The organism is Paenibacillus sp. J2L1-98 (assembly GCF_056269405.1).
This window is the reverse complement of sequence record NZ_JBWDNW010000001.1, coordinates 777,159-795,652: the sequence shown is the minus strand read 5'-3', so window position 1 is coordinate 795,652 and position 18,494 is coordinate 777,159. Positions and strand designations below refer to the sequence as shown.

The 18,494-nt window shown below is 46.1% G+C and carries 15 protein-coding genes; 14 read left to right on the top strand and 1 reads right to left on the bottom strand.

What is annotated here, in order from left to right:
• The first annotated feature begins 61 nt into the window (after positions 1-61).
• The 3 genes from AC0YNZ_RS03670 to AC0YNZ_RS03660 all read left to right on the top strand — a co-directional run bounded on the left by AC0YNZ_RS03670 (position 62) and on the right by AC0YNZ_RS03660 (position 3,551).
• Positions 62-964, top strand: a complete 903-nt coding sequence (locus AC0YNZ_RS03670) for an ABC transporter permease (RefSeq protein WP_475825506.1) — start codon at positions 62-64, stop codon at positions 962-964.
• Between the two features lie 17 nt (positions 965-981).
• Positions 982-1,896 carry a carbohydrate ABC transporter permease gene (locus tag AC0YNZ_RS03665; protein WP_475825306.1) on the top strand — a complete coding sequence of 305 codons (915 nt, stop codon included), beginning with the start codon at positions 982-984 and terminating at the stop codon, positions 1,894-1,896.
• An 89-nt stretch (positions 1,897-1,985) separates the two neighbouring features.
• Positions 1,986-3,551 (top strand): extracellular solute-binding protein, encoded by a 1,566-nt coding sequence (locus AC0YNZ_RS03660; protein WP_475825505.1) that lies wholly within the window; start codon positions 1,986-1,988, stop codon positions 3,549-3,551.
• A gap of 71 nt (positions 3,552-3,622) precedes the next feature.
• Here AC0YNZ_RS03660 and AC0YNZ_RS03655 read toward each other — a convergent pair whose 3' ends face one another.
• On the bottom strand, positions 3,623-4,576 hold the full coding sequence (locus AC0YNZ_RS03655; protein WP_475825305.1) for a helix-turn-helix domain-containing protein: 954 nt from the start codon (positions 4,574-4,576) through the stop codon (positions 3,623-3,625).
• Between the two features lie 196 nt (positions 4,577-4,772).
• On the opposite strand from AC0YNZ_RS03655, the gene AC0YNZ_RS03650 reads away from it, so the two are divergent.
• The 11 genes from AC0YNZ_RS03650 to AC0YNZ_RS03600 all read left to right on the top strand — a co-directional run bounded on the left by AC0YNZ_RS03650 (position 4,773) and on the right by AC0YNZ_RS03600 (position 18,451).
• Positions 4,773-5,495 (top strand): ThuA domain-containing protein, encoded by a 723-nt coding sequence (locus tag AC0YNZ_RS03650; protein WP_475825304.1) that lies wholly within the window; start codon positions 4,773-4,775, stop codon positions 5,493-5,495.
• A gap of 30 nt (positions 5,496-5,525) precedes the next feature.
• Positions 5,526-6,551, top strand: a complete 1,026-nt coding sequence (locus tag AC0YNZ_RS03645) for a Gfo/Idh/MocA family protein (RefSeq protein WP_475825303.1) — start codon at positions 5,526-5,528, stop codon at positions 6,549-6,551.
• Positions 6,552-7,374: 823 nt separating this feature from the next.
• Positions 7,375-8,019: an EamA family transporter gene (locus tag AC0YNZ_RS03640; protein WP_475825302.1), complete on the top strand. Its 645-nt coding sequence runs from the start codon at positions 7,375-7,377 to the stop codon at positions 8,017-8,019.
• Positions 8,020-8,045: 26 nt separating this feature from the next.
• Entirely contained in the window at positions 8,046-8,870 is an 825-nt protein-coding gene (locus AC0YNZ_RS03635; RefSeq protein ID WP_475825301.1) for an alkaline phosphatase family protein, read from the top strand.
• Positions 8,871-9,044: 174 nt separating this feature from the next.
• On the top strand, positions 9,045-10,649 hold the full coding sequence (locus tag AC0YNZ_RS03630; protein ID WP_475825300.1) for a response regulator transcription factor: 1,605 nt from the start codon (positions 9,045-9,047) through the stop codon (positions 10,647-10,649).
• Between the two features lie 18 nt (positions 10,650-10,667).
• On the top strand, positions 10,668-12,524 hold the full coding sequence (locus AC0YNZ_RS03625) for a sensor histidine kinase (RefSeq protein ID WP_475825299.1): 1,857 nt from the start codon (positions 10,668-10,670) through the stop codon (positions 12,522-12,524).
• A 24-nt stretch (positions 12,525-12,548) separates the two neighbouring features.
• Positions 12,549-13,931 (top strand): ABC transporter substrate-binding protein, encoded by a 1,383-nt coding sequence (locus AC0YNZ_RS03620; protein WP_475825298.1) that lies wholly within the window; start codon positions 12,549-12,551, stop codon positions 13,929-13,931.
• 284 nt (positions 13,932-14,215) lie between these two features.
• On the top strand, positions 14,216-15,835 hold the full coding sequence (locus AC0YNZ_RS03615) for an ABC transporter substrate-binding protein (protein WP_475825297.1): 1,620 nt from the start codon (positions 14,216-14,218) through the stop codon (positions 15,833-15,835).
• 79 nt (positions 15,836-15,914) lie between these two features.
• A complete protein-coding gene (locus AC0YNZ_RS03610; protein ID WP_475825296.1) occupies positions 15,915-16,826 on the top strand; it encodes an ABC transporter permease in 912 nt (303 codons plus the stop codon).
• 24 nt (positions 16,827-16,850) lie between these two features.
• Positions 16,851-17,744 carry a carbohydrate ABC transporter permease gene (locus AC0YNZ_RS03605; protein WP_475825295.1) on the top strand — a complete coding sequence of 298 codons (894 nt, stop codon included), beginning with the start codon at positions 16,851-16,853 and terminating at the stop codon, positions 17,742-17,744.
• 179 nt (positions 17,745-17,923) lie between these two features.
• Entirely contained in the window at positions 17,924-18,451 is a 528-nt protein-coding gene (locus AC0YNZ_RS03600) for an acyltransferase (protein ID WP_475825294.1), read from the top strand.
• The last annotated feature ends 43 nt before the right edge of the window (positions 18,452-18,494 follow it).

Genomic DNA, 18,494 nt, shown 5'->3' with positions numbered 1-18,494 from the left:
GTATAACAAAAGCAAGAAGGATGGGGGAATCGCTTTGAAAACGAGCCAAGTAAGCATCGAAATGCAGCGTACAATCGGCCGGATAGGAAAGAACTGGGGTCTGTATTTACTGCTGCTGCCTGCAGTGACGCTGCTCCTTTGTTTTTCGTACAAGCCCATGTACGGTGTATTGATAGCCTTTAAAGATTACAGTCCGGCTCTAGGCATTATGGAAAGCCCATGGGCGGGATTCAAGTACTTTGAAAAGTTTTTTAAATCTTATCAATTTTCGATAACGATTAAAAACACGCTGATCTTAAGCCTTTACAGCATAGCCACTTTTCCAATCCCGATTATGCTTGCGCTGATGATCAATCAAATGCGTGTTAACCGGTTTAGACGTTTCTTCCAAACGGTGACCTACATGCCGCACTTTATTTCAACCGTCGTCATGGTTGGCTTAATCCTGATTCTATTTTCTCCCGGCAACGGTCTGGTCGGAAATATTTATCGTCTGTTTGGGGCTGAGGCGCCTAACTTGATGGGTTCAGCCGACTTGTTCAGCAGTATGTTTGTATGGTCCGATGTGTGGCAGCACGCCGGGTGGGACAGTATTATCTACCTTGCGGCGCTCGCGGCGGTTGATCCGAGCCTCTACGAGGCGGCAAAGGTGGATGGGGCGAACCGCTGGCAGAGAATACGGTTTATCGATATGCCGTTGCTGCTGCCGACGGTAATCACTTTGCTGATCCTGCGGATCGGCGGGCTCCTCGGTGTCGGATTCGAGAAGGTTTATCTTATGCAAAATAATTTGAATATCTCGGCAAGCGAGGTGCTTGCTACCTATGTGTATAAAATCGGGCTGCTCAGCAGCCAGTACAGCTTTTCCGCGGCTATCAGCCTGTTTAACACCATCATTAATTTCATTTTGCTGATCCTCGTAAACCGGGCGGCGAAAAAGTTTAGCGGCAGCAGCCTGTGGTAACAGAAAGGAAGGATATTATGGACGTTACGGAAGCAATGATAAAACCAGCAGCACGGCACAAAAGAAAGCGTTCCTTAGACGTAATGGAAATCGGGATATATGTATTTGCGGTTATGATGCTGATTGTCTTAATTTACCCGATTTACTTTATTATCATCGCGTCTTTCAGTGAGCCGTCTGCAGTTGCAAACGGGCAGATGTGGTTTTACCCCGTAGGCTTTACGCTCGCAGGCTATAAGGAGCTGCTGAGTCATTCTAATATATGGATGGGCTACAAAAATACGATTTTGTATACGGCTATCGGTACAATCATCGGTTTAACGGTCAATATTTCAGCAGCTTACGCGCTTTCCAGAAAAGACCTAACCGGGCGCAAATTTTTCATTTTATTTTTTATCTTTACGATGTTTTTTAATGGCGGTCTAATCCCTACCTTCCTGACGATCCGGGATTTTCATTTGTACGACACGGTTCTCGTCATGGTGCTGCCCTTCTCCGTCTCCGTTTTCAATATCATCGTTGCCCGGACTTTTTTCCAGTCCAGTATCCCCGGCGATTTATGGGAAGCGGCGCAGATCGACGGCTGCGGCAACCTGCGGTATTATGTTCAAATCGTGCTGCCGCTGTCTAAAGCGGTTATATCGGTTCTGGCGCTGTGGACGGCCGTCGGTTATTGGAATTCCTATTTCGATGCCTTGATTTATTTGAAAAACCAGGATCTGTATCCGCTGCAGCTCATCTTGCGGAACATCCTGATTACGAACCAGATGCAGTCTGGCATGGGTACGGGCGAGGCGGCAGCCGTCGCAATGCGTCTGGCCAATCTGATGCGCTATTCCGTTATTATTGTCGCCACATTGCCTATTATGTGCATTTATCCGTTCGTACAAAAGTATTTCAACCAGGGGGTGATGATTGGCGCCGTGAAGTAATCCAGCATTCTGCAGTTAAAATGATATTCAGGGGGAACTTTCGTATGGGAAACAAATCAACATGGATCAGAAAAAGACTAGTGGTTGTAATGGTTCTGAGCTTTACCCTGTTATTCAATCTTATTGGGTGCGCTAGTAAATCTGAAGATGCCCCGGCCGATAAAAGCGCCGTTTTTAACAAAGAAGGCCTGCCCATTGCAGCGGAACCGATTACGCTGAACGTGTTGACCGTACGTTGGGGCAATATGGGGGATACGTTTAAAAACAATAAATGGCTGCAGGACCTTGAAAAAGAAACGAATGTAAAAATCAATTGGCAGGTGATGTCCTCCAATGACTGGGGCGAGCAAAAATCGATTATGCTGGCCAGCGGAACGCTACCGGATATCATTTTTGGCGACAATGCTTTCTCCGATTCCGATATTGTCAATAACTTATCGTATTTCCGTCCGCTCGATGATTATATTGATGAGTACATGCCAAATCTCAAGGCCGCTATGGATGAATCGCCGGAAATGAAAAAAATCAGCACGTTTCCGGACGGTAAAATGTATTCGTTGCCAACAAGGCTGCCGTCGCGTCCTGTATCGGCGATACAGCCAGTGATCAACAAGGTTTGGCTTGACCGCCTGGGCCTGGAAATTCCTAATAACATCGATGATTTGTACAATGTGTTCAAAGCCTTTAAAGAAAAAGATCCAAACGGGAATGGAAAACAGGATGAAATTCCTTTTAGCGGCTCGGCAGATATTGGCTCGGATTTCTTTAGTCCATTCGGCATCACGGACCTGTACGGCAACAGCATGATGCTTAAGGACGGTGAGCCGGTATTCTATCCAGCTGTAAATGAATACAAAGAGGCGGTGAAGTGGGCGCATAAATTGTATGCGGAGGGCTTGATCGATCAAGAGCTTTTTACACAGGATAATACGATGGTTACGGCAAAACAGCAAAATCCCGATGCTCCGATTATAGGCTTCTCCAATCAGTGGATACCGGACGCCGTATTCGGCAAATGGAAAGATGAATATGTGGCTATTCCGCCGATTGCGGGACTGGACGGTAATAGGTACCAAAGCGGCGATCCGGTCGGTTTAAGCCTAAGACGCAACGAATTGCTGATTACAACCACATGTAAGTATCCGGAAATTGCTGCGCGTTGGGCGGACCAGTTCTACACCAATGAAGCCAGTATCCAAAATTTCTGGGGCGCAGTCGGAACGGTCATTCAGAAGAACGATGACGGCACTTACGCATTGATGTCTCCTCCGGAAGGCAGCAGCGCGGATGCCTGGTACTGGGAGCAGTCGCTTCGGGATTTCGGTCCAAAATACGTAAGTCCGAGCTTTGAGAAAAATATCACTCTTGATGAGACTACCGGTGACGGTCTGAAGCTTGTCATTGATAAGATCGGCAGTGAATATGTGTCAACGCCGTTCCCGAATGTTATGTATAGCGCGGAAGAATTCCAGGAGCTGCCAACGCTTACTACCGATATTGACAGCTATGTCAGAACGACACGTGCTCAGTGGATCACAAAAGGTAACATCGATAAAGAGTGGGATGCTTATTTGAAGCAGCTTAATGATATGGGGCTTAAACGGCTCGTTGAGATCCGTACCGACGCTTATAAGCGCTACACGAGCGTGAAGTAAAAACGGGGTTGACCGGCAATATGCCCCTTCGTTTCAAGGAACAAAGGGGCATATGTCTGATGAATATGAAATTAAGTCGGGGCATTCGTATTTTGCTGCACGGCTTCCATGGAAACTTTGGACTCGCTTCGCATGCGCAGTTTGAATTCTCTGGGAGAGCACTGGTTATGGCGTTTGAACAGCTTATAGAACTGGGCCATGTTGGAGATGCCGACTTCAAAGCTCACATCCATAATGCTAAGCTCGCTCGTCAGCAGTAAAAGCTCGGACCGCTTGATCCTTTTATAATTGATGTAGTCCACGAAGGAGACGCCCATTGTTTTCTTAAAATATTTGATAAAGTAATGGTAGCTCAAATTAAGCAATTGACAAGCATCCTCTACGCACAGCTTATCGTTAAGATTGGCGTTTATATAGTCAAGCACCGGTCTTAACCGATTTAATTCGGCTTCCTCTGTATAGTTCAGTACGTTGCGGCTATCTCTTCTTAACAGCAGCAGCAGCAGTCTTTTGATGGTGGAGCTGATAGCAATTTCGTAGCCTCTCGTCCGTGTTTGAGATTCTTTAAAGATATCCATAATGAAAGCATACGTTTCCCGGTTTGCCGACTCGTTCATGTCAAAAATATAGTTTAGTTCATCCAGCGGCTGAGTCAGTTCCGAGAAGCAGTATAAATACGGCATGGTGCTTTGGTCAAAATGCTTGACCAGATCGATCTGAAACACCACATAGTGCAGCGCCTCCGTAAGAGGCTTATGGGTACGGTGCGGCTGGGAAGCTCCGAAAATCATCACGTCGCCGGGACCGAGCACAACGTATTCGCGCTTGTTTTGTACGCCTAAGTGGCCTTCAATGATAGCAAGAAATTCTACTTCTTTATGATAATGCCACCGATGTTTCTCCAACATGCTGGTTTGTTGATCCTTGATCTCCCATATTTTTAGAAACAGCAGCGGATTCTGATAGATGACTTCTTCGTTGATGGCATCGGAATGCGTATCAATTGTCGTTTCTGTTACGGGCATGTGTATCATCTCCTTTTGGGAGTATACCACTTTTGGAAATACGGGTTCAACACACACATCTATACGCCGTGTCTTTTGGAGGAGTCCGGAAACGGAGGACACTTTTGAATATAAAAGGGGCATGATTTAGCATTCCCTTAATGGCACCGCTTTCTTATACTGAGAATAGTTAAATCACGAAGGAGTGTTCATAAAAATGGCTAAGGTAACGGTATGGAACGAAAATCGTCATGAGAAAAAAAATCCGGTAGTAAGTGAAATATATCCAAATGGCATACATGGTGCGATTGCAGCATTTTTAACGGAAGCGGGCTTTGAAGCAGGTACGGCTACTTTGGATGAGCCAGAACACGGTTTGACTGATGAAGTATTAAACAATACGGATGTATTAATTTGGTGGGGACATCTTGCGCATGGAGAAGTTAAGGATGAAGTTGTCCAAAAAGTGCAGCAGCGCGTGCTTGACGGCATGGGTCTGATTGTTCTTCACTCGGGTCATTTCTCCAAAATCTTTAAAGCATTAATGGGTACAAGCTGCGATTTGAAATGGCGCGAAGCAGATGAGAAAGAGCGTCTGTGGGTTGTAGCGCCAAGTCATCCAATCGTGGAAGGAATTGGGGAATATATCGAGCTGGAGAAAGAAGAGATGTACGGCGAGCATTTTGATATCCCGGCACCGGATGAGCTTATTTTTACAAGCTGGTTTGAAGGCGGAGAAGTGTTCCGCAGCGGATGCACCTTTATGCGCGGAAACGGCAAAGTGTTTTATTTCAGACCGGGGCATGAAACGTATCCGACTTATCATAACAAGAACATTCAACGCGTCATTGTGAATGCCGTGAAATGGGCACAGCCGGTAGACCGCAATCGTCCTGTTTACGGAAATGCACAACCGCTGGAAAAAATAGCTGTAAAGTAAACTAATAAACGACTCAAAGGGGAATAATCGATGGGCACTTTAAAAGTTGGCGTCATTGGCTGCGGCAGTATTGCACAGTATCGTCATTTACCGGAATATGCGTTAAATCCAAATGTGGAGCTTGTTGCTGTATGCGACATTGCCAAGGAACGCGCAGAAGAAGTAGCTGAAAAGTATGGCGTTAAGGCGTATACGAGCTATGAAGAGCTATTACAAAGCGGTGCGGTGGAAGCGGTAAGCGTTTGTACGCCAAACTACCTGCATGCCCCGATCACGATTGCGGCTTTAAATGCCGGCATACATGTTTTATGTGAAAAGCCAATGGCAACTTCAGAGCAAGAAGCGAAGGAAATGATTGCAGCAGCGGAGCTAAGCGGCAAAAAATTAATGATTGCTCACAATCAACGCTTTGTACCGTCTCACCAGAAAGCGCGCCAGCTCATTGAAAGCGGAGAAATCGGAAAGATCTTCAGCTTCCGCACAGCATTCGGACACGGTGGTCCGGAAGCATGGAGTGTAGAAGGGAAGGAAGGCTGGTTTTTCCAGAAAGAAAAAGCGTTCGTTGGCGCGATGGGCGATTTAGGCGTGCATAAAACAGACCTGCTCCGTTTTCTGCTTGGGGAAGAAATTACAGAGGTTGGAGCTTTTGTTGAAACAAGCGCCAAAGAATTCGCCGATGTGGATGATAATGCCGTTTGCGTCTTGAAAACGGAAAGCGGCATTATCGGTACGCTTGCGGCAAGCTGGGCGTATGTGGCCAAGGAAGATAATTCAACGATCATTTACGGCAGCAAAGCAATTATTCGTTTGGAGGACAATCCGGCGTATTCCCTAGTCGTGCAGTATGCAACCGGAGAAGTTGTGAATTATGAGCTTGGCAAAATTCAGTCCAATGGAGAAGGCGGGCAAGCAAACTCGCATATCGTTGAGAAATTTGTTGATTCTGTTGTTAACGATACCGAGCCGCCAGTTAGCGGCGAGGAAGGCATGAAATCATTGGCGGTTATTTTGGCAGCGCTCAAGTCGAAAGAAACCAAACAAATTGCACGCGTGTAATTTAAAAGGCGGGAATGCACGTCTTGATGGAACAAGAGGCTGTCTGATAGAGGTAAGCTCTTTGGAGAGACGGCTCGTTTTGATCAACAATGACGCGTAAGATGAGGAAATGGCGGTACAGGAGGGTAGTCCTGTACCGCTTTTTTGATTTCGATTGCTTGCTGCTTTTTTCAGCTAATGATGGTACAAGCGTAGGCGATTTATTAGTTCAATTTCACAAAACTAAATCGCGTCCGGGGTGCGAGAACGGCGGATTAGCTCTATTTTGCAAACGTAATCGACCATTTTTAGAAAGCTGCTCTCTTCATCCACTGTTTAATTAGGCAAAACCAAACTAAATCGCCGTTATCGGATAAAGACCTTCCATTAGTTTCAGAAAATCGAATTAAACTGCCGGGCGGTGAACGATGCTTAGTGAAAAGAGTCCGAGCCGCCATTTGACTTCTGAGACAGCACCTTCTTGATGATCTGCAGGAAGTGTTAAGCGACGATGTCAATAAGGATTGATTGTGTGTTTTATTGTTTTTAGTTGTTTTTATGTTGACTTTGTAAAGGGCGGTAAGTATGATAAATAAGGTAAATAACGAATCCGTCGAAGGAGGGATAGGCGATTTCCTTTGCTATCATACTTGTTTTATGCTCGGGATTGACGCATGCCATTTGGAATTTGTTTACCAAAACAAGCAACAATAAAAGTGTTTTTCTGTGGTCTATTCATATTACGTCATTTGTGCTGCTTCTTCCCTATTTCATTGCTGATATCTCAAGCAGATCTATTTCATTAAGCGGTTACTTGTTCATGCTACTGTCGATGGGTTTCCAGATGGGATACTTTTTTCTGCTGCCGATCGTTTACCGCCAAGGCGAAATGTCGCAAATGTATCCGGTCATGCGCGGCATGGGAGCGCTATTCGTTCCGCTGTTCAGCGTATGGATTTACGACGAAGCGTTAACGCCTGCCGGATGGGCCGGTGTGAGCTGTATCGTTCTTGGTCTGTTTGCCATTAGCGGTTTAATGAAAAAGCAGCAGAGGTCATCGATCCTTTTCCGAAATATATTTCCTGCACTGATGGTCGGTTTATGTATTACTGGATACGTCATGACAGATAAGATGGTGCTCCAATCGTTGTCGCCCATATCGATTATCGAACTAAGCAATATCGCCTATGTCATCGTGCTAAGCCCTGCTGCTATCCGCTCCAGACGGCAAATCAAGGAGGAATGGCGGGCAAATAAAGCGGCGATTTTATGGGGGACGATCCTTTCCCCCGGCTCATACCTGTTGTTCCTCTTTGCTATGGAGCTTGCGCCGTTGTCGCATCTGGCTCCCATTCGCGAAATAGGCACCGTGTTCGGTACAATGCTTGGCATTTTCATGTTGAAGGAGTCGAATGGCATGAACCGGATTCTGTTATCAGCGGTCATTACAGCGGGAGTGATCATGATAGGGATCTGGGGAAGCCCATAATTCATACATAAGAGGAGCTGCGAATCATGGAAAAAATAGCAAGGGTGTTCATTATTGGTTGGGATGGAGCGGGCAACTTTGTACAAACCGCCCATACACCGAATTTGGACCGGTTAATCCGCAGGGGTGCTTTCTGTTTTGATGCCCAAACCGTTTCACCGACGATTAGCGCGCAATGCTGGGGGGCGCTTCTGCATGGAGTAGGACCGGATAAGCATGGTTTGACGAATGAAATAGTCAGCGAGAATAAGTACCCGGACCATTCACCTTATCCTTCCATTTTCCAAGTCGTCCGAAACAGTATTCCTGACGCCAAAATGGCAGCGTTTAGCGTCTGGAACCCGATCAATCACGGCATTATCGAGTCGTCCATCGGTGTGCATAAAGTATCCATGAACGACCGGGACCTTCCGCTTGCCGCAGCTGCATACATCCGGGAAAACCCCGATTTGAAGCTGATGTTTATCGGATTAGATTTGCCCGATGCAGCAGGGCATCAATTCGGGTACAATACAACCGAGCAGCTGCATGCTATTGAAGAGACGGATGAAAGCACGGGAACGATTATAAAAGCTATCGAAGAAAGCGGCCTTCTGGAAGACAGCTTGATCATTGTCGTGTCCGATCATGGAGGAGGAGGAGAGCATTCTCATGATCATGGCAGCGATCACCCGTTTGACAAAACAATCTTCTGGGGATGCGCCGGTCCGGGAATCAAGCCGGGCACATTGCTTCAAGGAGACTTAATCATCACGGACACGGCGGAAGTCGTTATCCGCTCGCTCGGTCTTACTGCGCCTAGTACATGGGAAGCGAAGCTGCCGGAAGGTCTGTTCAATACGAAGCAGTAACATAAGGTCAGGACCTCATCGCTCGAAGTGATGAGGTCCTGTTTTTTCATCAATTATCCAATAGGATTCCCCTTATCCAACTATTTTCTCCTGCGCTTTCATTCCCAACAGAATGAGTAAACGCTACAATAAGAAGAGATGATTGTTTCGCAATACATCTAAGGGGATGTTTATATGATTTCAAATAAAATGGAGATCCTGGTGGTCGACGATGAGCCCAAGCAGCGGCGCGGCTTGGCCGCAATGGTTCGCTCGCTGCGGCCGGAATATAAGGTTCATGAGGCGAAGAATGGGAAAGAAGCGCTAGAGTTTGCGCAGAAACGCGTGCTGGATATTGTTTTTACGGATATCCAGATGCCAATCGTTAACGGAATTGATTTCCTGAAAGCACTGAACAACGCGGGTCCAAAGATTCCAAAAGTTGTTTTTGTAAGCGTATTCCATGAATTTGATTATGCACAGCAAGCACTTCGGCTCGGAGCGAAGGATTATCTGGTTAAGCCGGTTATGACCGAGCAGCTGGAACCGATTATTTCCGATTTGGAGATGCAGCTTAAGCGGGAGAGCACTCTTCAATTGGAAACGAAGAGCCTGAGCGATCAGCTTTCACATACGAAACCTGTTTATATGGAACACCTGCTGTACAAATGGATGACGGAAGTGCTGCAGCCGGGTGAATGGAGCGAGGTGAGGCGTCATTTTTCGTTCAATGGGCACGGAACGGTGCTTATTCTCGAAACGAAGTCCGGTGACCGGAAGGAACATGAGCTTGAGTGGAAGAGCATCTTGAAGCGGGCTATTTCGCAAACGAATTCGAATGGCGCAGAGGCAGCGGTTGTTGCTCCCGAGCATGAGAAAGACCTGCTTTATGTCATTATGGTATGGAGGCAGGAGGAGGCTTGTTCGGAATTTGTGGACAAACTTCGGAAGACGCTGTTCCAGTTGGAGAGCGTATACAGCCGTTCCATTAGTGCAGTGATAGGGAAGGAATCCGCCAACATCGAAACCGATATTCGCGAGTGCTGCGAGAGCGCAAAGAATGCGCTGCAATTCTTGTACTATTTTCCCGAGGGCAAGTGGCTTTCCGCAATTGAGCTGCAAAACCTGTTGAAGAACGACGCGAACACTCCGGTCACTACGAAAGATACCGATGCCTTGGAGAAGGCAGTTACAGAGAACCAGCTAGAGATTGCTGTCCCGATGCTTGCTTCCATATTGGATCAGATGGCGGGAGCCTATCCAACGCCTTTTCGGTTGAAGTGCAGTGCCATTCAGCTGCTGTTAAATTGCCTGAAGCGCGTCGAATTAGTCATTGACGATGACGTATACCGCGTTCTCACTAACCGGATCGAACAGGAGCTGTTTGCGTCCAAATCCTTTCGGGGCACCCAAGACACCGCGGCGCTGCTGCTTACTGATATCGTAAAGCAGATGAAGAAAGATAAGTCTTCGCGCAGTGAGATGATTATGCAGAAATGCCGGGAGTTTGTCGAGGATAATCTGCATGAGGATTTAGGTCTGGAATTGATTGCGCAGCGATTTTTTTATAATCCGTCTTACTTTAGCATTTTGTTCAAAAATAATTTTGGCATTTCATTTACCGATTTTCTTGTGAAAACGCGGATGCAGAAGGCTCGCAGTCTGTTGCTGCAATCGGATTTAAAAGTTGTCGATATCGCAAGGCAAGTCGGCTATAAGGACATCAAGTATTTCAACAAGGTTTTCAAAAAAATGTTTTTATATTCACCGGAAGAATTTCGTAGAATGTTCTCATCCTGATTAAACGAGGCCAAACCGATGCGCATCCTGAGAAAAATGGCTGATATGGCCGCCAATGCAAAATTCCGGATCAAACTGCTCGCCACCTATTTTTTGCTGGTAAGCTTTATCATTTTAATACTTGGTTTTGCATACTACCAGATCAGTGCACGAAATATGCTTTCAAATGTCAGGGAAAGCCTGGGGAATGTACTCATCAACAATAACCAGCTATTGGACGAGAAGCTCCAGGCGATCCGCGATAAAAGCGAAATGCTCCCTATCAACAATGAATTGTACCAGACGATTACCGAAGTGGATCCGTCCGATAATGAATCCCTGTTGAAAGCAGATCGGCGAATTACGCAGATCTTGTTCCAATATTTCGGCGGCGATACAGACATTTATGCTTCATTTATCTTGACGCCCGAATACAACTTTGGGAACACGGCGAGAATGTTCGTTATGCCTGACGGTTTTTTTAAATCCTCCTTATATAACAAGTCGCTATCAGGTCAAGGGGATCTGGTGTGGATTCCGACTTACCGGTTTGCTGAAACCTTGGGCGAAAAAGATATGTCCAACCTGAGCTTTGAGTTTAGCAAGCTGGTGTCGGCAGTAAAGCTGCTGAATTTAACCTATGTCGACGAGAAAGGTATTTTCCACACGCTTCCAAATACGATGACGAAGCCTATATTGATGGTCAATTTGACTACCGATTATGTGGGAAGACTGTTTGCCGACTATGCTCGGAAAAGCGAGTTTCATCATTTGTCATACGGGATTGTCGATGAGGACGGAACTGTCGTCATTGATTCCGATCCGAACCGGGTCGCTAGGCGCGAACCGCCTCCATGGCTTAACGAAGCGATGACGATGAAGTATGGCAGCATCCAGAAAGTGATTGACGGACGCAGTATGGTGATCAGCTTTCACCGGATGCAAAGCACCGGCTGGATGTCTTATATTGAAATCCCTGTGGAAGATGCCTTGCAGGATCTGAATGCGCTGCGCTTATATTCTAATCTTTTTCTGGTTGTCATGCTGATGGTATCTATCCTCCTCGCATACGTCATGTCGGTATTTATTACGAAGCCGATCAGCCGGATTAAGAAGGCTATGAAGCTGATGGAGCGCGGCAATTTTCACATTCATATTCCAGAGCGTGGCCGTGATGAATTCGGCCACTTAATCCGAATGTTCAATCATATGAACGGTCGTATCCAGACGCTGATTGAAGAAAACTATGCTTCGCGCCTAAGAGAAAAGGAAGCTGAGCTGATGGCGCTGAATCTTCAGCTCAATCCCCATTTTCTCTACAATACGCTAACGACGCTGTACTGGATTGCGCTTGAGAATAACCAGCGGGAGATGAGCCTGATTATCCGCAATCTGGCGGATATGCTGCAGACATCGACGAGAAACAAGAAAGAAACATGGCCGCTCCGCACAGATTTGGATTGGCTGAACAAGTACATTTATATTATGTCGAGCCGATTCGAGAATTTGTTCCATGTCCAGATCGATGTTGATGAAGAGCTTCAGGATATGGAAGTGCCTAAGCTGTTCTTGCAGCCGTTTGTTGAAAATGCGATCATTCACGGGCTTGCCGAGAAGGAGCATGGCGGAACAATTACGATCAAAGGGTGGAAGGATGGCGACATGGTCCTGTTCTCCGTCGCGGATAACGGGATAGGTATCGGCAAAGAGCAGATCGATAATATGAAGACGGGTAGGGTTCACTCAACAGGCATGCCTAACGTGGAGAAACGGATCAAGCTGCTTTATGGCCCTCAATATGGATTTGATATTAATTGTTCCGAAGGCAGCGGCACGACGATTCTGATTCGCATGGGCATGCGCCCCGGCCATCAGGACAAAACTGAAATCGAATGATCGATGAGAGGAGGGAGACTGCGGGTGAAGAGAGACAAGCGCGGAATGACGGTGATGCTCATCATTTGCGCGTTGCTGCTGCTGGCCGGATGCCGGGAAGCAGGCAGCACACCTTCTAGTGACGCGGCAGAACATGTAACTTCTGATGGTAAGAGAGATAAAGTCGTCTTGACCTATGCTTCTTGGGGTTCTCCGAACGAGAAGGAGGCCAAGGAACGGATGATTGCGAAATTCATGGAGAAGTATCCTTGGATTACCGTCCAGTATGTGTATGAGCCCGGCGACTATATAACGAAGCTCACGACGATGTATGCCAGCAACAAAGCGCCTGATGTGTTTATGCTGTACAAGCATACTGCGCTTCAATGGGCGGAACAGGGTAAACTTTATAATTTAAAACATTTTTTGGCCACCGATACGGAGATTAATGAGGATTCTCTGATCCCTAATGCGGTGATGTATTGGGAGCAGGGGAAAGTAGCAGGAGTCAAGGTAGCCGAAGAATCGTTCGCTCTCTATTATAATGCCGATCTGCTTCATGAAGCCGGTGTCGAGCTGCCGCCGGTGAAAGCCAAGGATGCCTGGTCATGGGATCAATTCCTGTTGGCGGCGAAGAAGCTGACGATTGACCGTAACGGACATAACGCTTTGAGCCGGGATTTCGATCCCCAGCATATTACGCAATTCGGTGTTCGCTTCAATACGTGGATGTGGCACTTAATGGTGCCTTCCAATGATACGAGCGTCATCGCGCCTGACGGCAGCAGGATGAATCTGGATGATCCTGCCGTAATCGATGCCGTCCAAAAGCTGGCCGACCTGATTTACGTCCATCATGTTGCGCCATCCCCGATTCAAGAGAAGAACCTGCCGCAGCCTGCGCTTGCCCTGCAAAGCAGGAAAGTCGCCATGGATCTCGACGGCCAATGGGTTCAGCTTGATCTTGGCGCAGCGGGCGTAAACTACGGCGTCGGCATACTGCCGAAGTTAAAGACAAGCAGGACAATTCAGTTCGGAGAACCATTGGTCATGTCTAAGGCAACCAAACATCCGAACGAAGCATGGCTGTTTTACAAGTGGCAGCTCGATTCCGAGAATGCAATCGATTTGCATGCCAGCGGCTTGTGGATGCCGCTGCTTAAGGACTATTACACGAAGCCTGCGCTGATCGCGCGCTGGGCGGATGTGAAGCCGGGGCATCCGGACGGCTACCAGGATGCAGTGATGCGTCAGACGATTGAGAACGGGGTTAATTCGTACGATTACTATATCAAAAATAATGAAAACATAACTGCGATTCTTCAGCCGGCACTCGATCAAATATGGCTAGGCAAGAAAAACGTCAAAGAAGCGTTCCAAAGCGTTTCAACGAAGCTCGATGCTGCTTTTAGAGGAACGTATCCGTAAAGAGCTGACTAAAGAGGCCCTCGGCATAGCCGGGGCCTCTTCTTTTTGCTGCGCATTCCAGGGAATAGATAATCGTTTTCCCTACAAGGCTGAGTACCTAATGAAAATCACCGGAATCCAATGATTTTCCGTATTGTCCCTTATGTAACCGCTTGCTAAGATAGAGCCAGTCAAGCGCTGCAGCCGAGACAACCGAGACTCAACCATAACGGGGGCAAAAAAAATAAGGTCCTGTTAATTGAAATGAAAGCGATATCAATATAAAAAAGGGAGGCGAATGTAATATGAAAAAAGCGTTGAAGCTTGTTCTTACAGCATGTTTGTGCACGGCACTAATGGCGGGGTGCAGTAATAACGGCGGCAATGAGCAATCCACTGGTGCAGGAAACGCAGGCGGCAATACTGGCGGTGCTAAGGTTAAATTAACAGCCATCATTTCAAAACATCCATTGACGAAACCGCTGGCTGAAATGGAATGGCTGCAAAAGGCGGAGGATGCTGCCGGGGTGGATATCGAGTGGCAAGAGATCACAGCGGATTGGGGCCAGAAAAAAGGGACCATGCTGGCAAGCGGTGATACGCCGGATTTATTCGTCGGACCCAATGTCATTACGGACGCTGATTTTGCGCAATTCCAAGGCCTGTTCCAGGATTTGACCGGGCTGCTCGACCAAGCGCCAAATGTGCAAGAGATGTTCGCCTCAAAGCCGGAAACGAAAATAATTGCGACGCAGCCCGATGGCAAAATCTACGGCTTGCCTAAATATCAAAGATTTTGGCCGGCGTCCGCAACGAGACAATATATTAACCAAACATGGCTGGACAACCTGGGACTCGCTATGCCGACGACCTGGGACGAATTATATGACGTGTTAGTCGCGTTCAAAGAGAAGGATGCGAACGGGAACGGTGATCCGAATGATGAAATCCCGATGGACTGGCCGGGCGGCATTGGCGGATTTTTTAATCCTGCTGTTCTTCTAGGCGGGCTTGGCATTACGTTATCAGACGGAAGCGGGCAAGGTTATTTTGTGGAAGACGGCAAAGTGAAAAACTTCTTAACCGACGAACGCTATGAAAAAATGGTCATTTTTCTCAACAAGCTTTATAAAGCCGGTTTGATTAATCCGGAGGTCTTTACCCATGACTATTCGAAATTTCAGTCTGTTGCCCGCGGTGAAGGAGATAAGGCGAAGGTCGGCTTTACTTGGGGCTGGGTCGCGTCTGACAGATTTGGCGAGCAGCTCGCGCCGCAATATACTTCGATGTCTCCGCTCAGAGAGTCGGCCGGTTTTTCAGGGAAATTATCGTGGAGCTATGATTTCTCCACTTTGAACTACGGCGTAAATCAAATCGTAATGTCGGCGAAAACAAAAAATAAAGTAGCGGCGATGAGATTCATTAATGAATTGTACAAACAAGAAGTCAGTATGCAGGTTTTATTCGGCTCGCTGGGCACGAATATCAAGGACAATGGTGACGGTTCATACATCGTGCTGCCGCCGGCTGATTCAAAAATGGATCCGGGTACATGGAAATGGACATCCACCTGGGCAGATAATGGACCGATGTATATTGCCGATTCATTAAATTTGACGCTAGGTAAAGATATGCAAGAGGTTCTCGTGCAGTCCGAGCCGTTAAAAGATGCTTTAAGTGTCGATACGGAGAAAGATGTGTTCCCGGGCATGTTTATCAAGTATACGACGGCAGACAATAACGCGATGAGCCTCAGCAACACGAACGTGATGAATTTGGCTAATACCAATTTTGCCAAATGGGTGACCAAAGGCGGAGTGGAAGCGCAGTGGGACGAATACGTAAAACAAAGCAAAAAAGCAGGTTTGGACCAAAATCTTGAGATCATGCAAAAATACTATGATGACTACATGAGCAAGAAGTAAAACAAATCACTTGATGGAAGGAGCTATGCCGCTCTTAGGCAGGTTATAGCTTCTTTCTCAAAAAAAGGGAGAATTTCTTATGGGCTCTCGGACGATACTAGGCACCTTCAAACGAGATATTCAATTATGGATCATGATATTTCCGGCAATTGCCGTGATCTTCGTATTTAACTACATTCCGATGTACGGCATCCAATTAGCTTTCAGAGATTTCGATTTCAGCAAGGGGCTTACTGGAGGGGAATGGAGAGGCTTATTTTATTTCAAACAATTTATCGAGAGCTTTTTATTTACTGATTTATTGACAAATACGTTTCTAATTAGTTTCACAACGATTATAGTCGGTTTTCCAGCACCGATTATATTGGCATTAGTCCTCAATCAAATTCAAAGAAAAAAAATGAAGCAGCTGATGCAAACGACGGTTTATTTGCCTCACTTTATATCGATAATCGTACTGGTGGGAATGCTGAATGTCCTGTTATCGCCGGAAACAGGCATAGTCGGATATTTGATGAAATCCATCGGTTTTGGGGATATCAACTTACTCGCTTCTACCTCTACCTTTATACCAGTTAATATCATATCTGACATTTGGCAGCATTGCGGCTGGAACAGCATTATCTATCTGGCTGCGCTCTCGACTGTCGACCCTCAGCTGTATGATTCGGCAAAAATGGATGGGGCGAGCAGATGGCAAACGATTCGCTATATCGACTTTCCTGCACTTGTCCCGACTATCGTAATTCTGTTTATTCTTAGTATGGGGAACATACTCAGCACGGGCTTCGAGAAAATTTTCTTAATGCAGAATTCATTAAACCTGCCTGTTTCAGAGGTTATCGCCACATACGTGTACAAGATCGGTATTGTATCCAATCAGTTCAGTTATGCTTCGGCCATTGGCTTGTTCAATACTGTCATTAATTTTATCTTCTTGTTTGCCATGAATGCGATTTCAAAGAAAGCTTCCAATACGAGCTTATTCTAGTTAGCTGTCGAAGGAGGATTGGTTATGGGCGGTACCCGTTTAAACGGAAGTGAAATATTATTTAAGCTCATTTTATTTGTCATGTGCGCACTGATCTTCTTATCAATTGTTTATCCGCTGTATTTTATTGTGATTGCCTCCATTAGTGACTCTACGCTTGTATCGACCGGAAAAGTGTTCTTTATGCCGAAAAATATTAGCATGTTCGGATATAATCAAATTTTTCAGGATGACCGGATTTGGACCGGCTATCGCAATACTGTTTTTTATACGTTTGCCGGAACGCTAGTCAATTTATTAATCACATTGCCTGCAGCCTATGTGCTTTCAAGACGCGAATTTCGGGCAAGACGCTTCATCATGTTCGCCTTTGTCATCACCATGTTCTTTAACGGCGGCTTGATTCCGACTTATTTGCTGATGAAGGATCTGCACTTTACAAATTCGATGTGGATGTTTATCCTGCCGTTTTGCGTGAATGTGTTTTATCTGATTATCGCACGAACGTTTTTTGAATCGTCTTTGCCGTCTGAATTGTATGAAGCGGCCGCAATCGACGGCTGCTCTCATTTCGGTTTTTTTATTAAAGTTGCGCTGCCCTTGTCAAAAGCGTTGATCTCAGTTGTCGGACTTTATTACTTGGTCGGTCATTGGAATGATTTCTTTACGGGATTGATTTATATACGCGATAATCAATTGCAGCCGCTGCAAATCGTCCTAAGAGATATTTTATTGTCAAACCAGGTATTTCAGAATGGGGCGGGCACTGGCGGAGATGCGGGAGGCTATGCGCAAAAATATGCGGACCAAATCAAATACGGCGTTATTATCGTGTCTACTCTGCCGATTTTAGTTCTCTATCCGTTCTTGCAAAAATATTTTGAGAAAGGGGTTATGATCGGCTCTGTAAAAGGCTGACTATACCTTTTGTACAATTGGGCTCGGTGATACGTTTACGGCGGGGTTATTGCTGGCAGCGCCCATTATGTAAGGGAAAGCAAAATGTTATTCATTATGAATAATCTTTAATAGAAAAATACTCATATTTCTAATATACTATTCTATAAGCGTACTATTGGATATGGGGGGGTTGTTACATGGCGTTTAAAAAAGTACTTTACAAGCTTAAAGGTATCTACAAATTCGGGAAAGTAGCAAAGCTGCGGGGGAAAGTGTTTGTTAACAAATTTGGGGAAATCCATGTTGGAAAAAATCTTTCCATCGTCGGACATCCATGGGCCGTTCAAATAACGAGCACTAAGGGCGCCAACTTGACATTTGGGGATAATGTATACGTTAATGCTGGCGTGGGGATTGCGGCTAATAAAGAAATCATTATTGGAGATAACGTCAAGATCGGTCCGAGAACGAGTATTTTTGATAGCAACTACCACCGAATAGATTCTGCCGACAAAGGTGAACTCAGTAGAAAAATAACAATCGGCAATAACGTTTGGATTGGAGCGGATTGCACGATTCTTCCGGGCGTCACCATTGGAGATAATTCCGTAATTGCGGCTAAGAGTACCGTGAATAAGAATGTTCCGAACAATGTATTGGTCGGGGGAAGCCCTGCAAAGGTCATTCGTGAACTGGAAATCGAAGACGGTTGGGTCAGGGAGTAAAGAAAGACGGATGATTAGAATAGGGAAGCGGCTGTTAACGCCG

Bases quoted from the DNA above. Each gene is read 5' to 3' on its own strand.
- AC0YNZ_RS03670 (WP_475825506.1), top strand. From the start codon at position 62: ATGCAGCGTACAATCGGCCGGATAGGAAAGAACTGGGGTCTGTATTTA.
- AC0YNZ_RS03665 (WP_475825306.1), top strand. From the start codon at position 982: ATGGACGTTACGGAAGCAATGATAAAACCAGCAGCACGGCACAAAAGA.
- AC0YNZ_RS03660 (WP_475825505.1), top strand. From the start codon at position 1,986: ATGGTTCTGAGCTTTACCCTGTTATTCAATCTTATTGGGTGCGCTAGT.
- AC0YNZ_RS03655 (WP_475825305.1), bottom strand. From the start codon at position 4,576: ATGCCCGTAACAGAAACGACAATTGATACGCATTCCGATGCCATCAAC.
- AC0YNZ_RS03650 (WP_475825304.1), top strand. From the start codon at position 4,773: ATGGCTAAGGTAACGGTATGGAACGAAAATCGTCATGAGAAAAAAAAT.
- AC0YNZ_RS03645 (WP_475825303.1), top strand. From the start codon at position 5,526: ATGGGCACTTTAAAAGTTGGCGTCATTGGCTGCGGCAGTATTGCACAG.
- AC0YNZ_RS03640 (WP_475825302.1), top strand. From the start codon at position 7,375: ATGGGATACTTTTTTCTGCTGCCGATCGTTTACCGCCAAGGCGAAATG.
- AC0YNZ_RS03635 (WP_475825301.1), top strand. From the start codon at position 8,046: ATGGAAAAAATAGCAAGGGTGTTCATTATTGGTTGGGATGGAGCGGGC.
- AC0YNZ_RS03630 (WP_475825300.1), top strand. From the start codon at position 9,045: ATGATTTCAAATAAAATGGAGATCCTGGTGGTCGACGATGAGCCCAAG.
- AC0YNZ_RS03625 (WP_475825299.1), top strand. From the start codon at position 10,668: ATGCGCATCCTGAGAAAAATGGCTGATATGGCCGCCAATGCAAAATTC.
- AC0YNZ_RS03615 (WP_475825297.1), top strand. From the start codon at position 14,216: ATGAAAAAAGCGTTGAAGCTTGTTCTTACAGCATGTTTGTGCACGGCA.
- AC0YNZ_RS03610 (WP_475825296.1), top strand. From the start codon at position 15,915: ATGGGCTCTCGGACGATACTAGGCACCTTCAAACGAGATATTCAATTA.
- AC0YNZ_RS03605 (WP_475825295.1), top strand. From the start codon at position 16,851: ATGGGCGGTACCCGTTTAAACGGAAGTGAAATATTATTTAAGCTCATT.
- AC0YNZ_RS03600 (WP_475825294.1), top strand. From the start codon at position 17,924: ATGGCGTTTAAAAAAGTACTTTACAAGCTTAAAGGTATCTACAAATTC.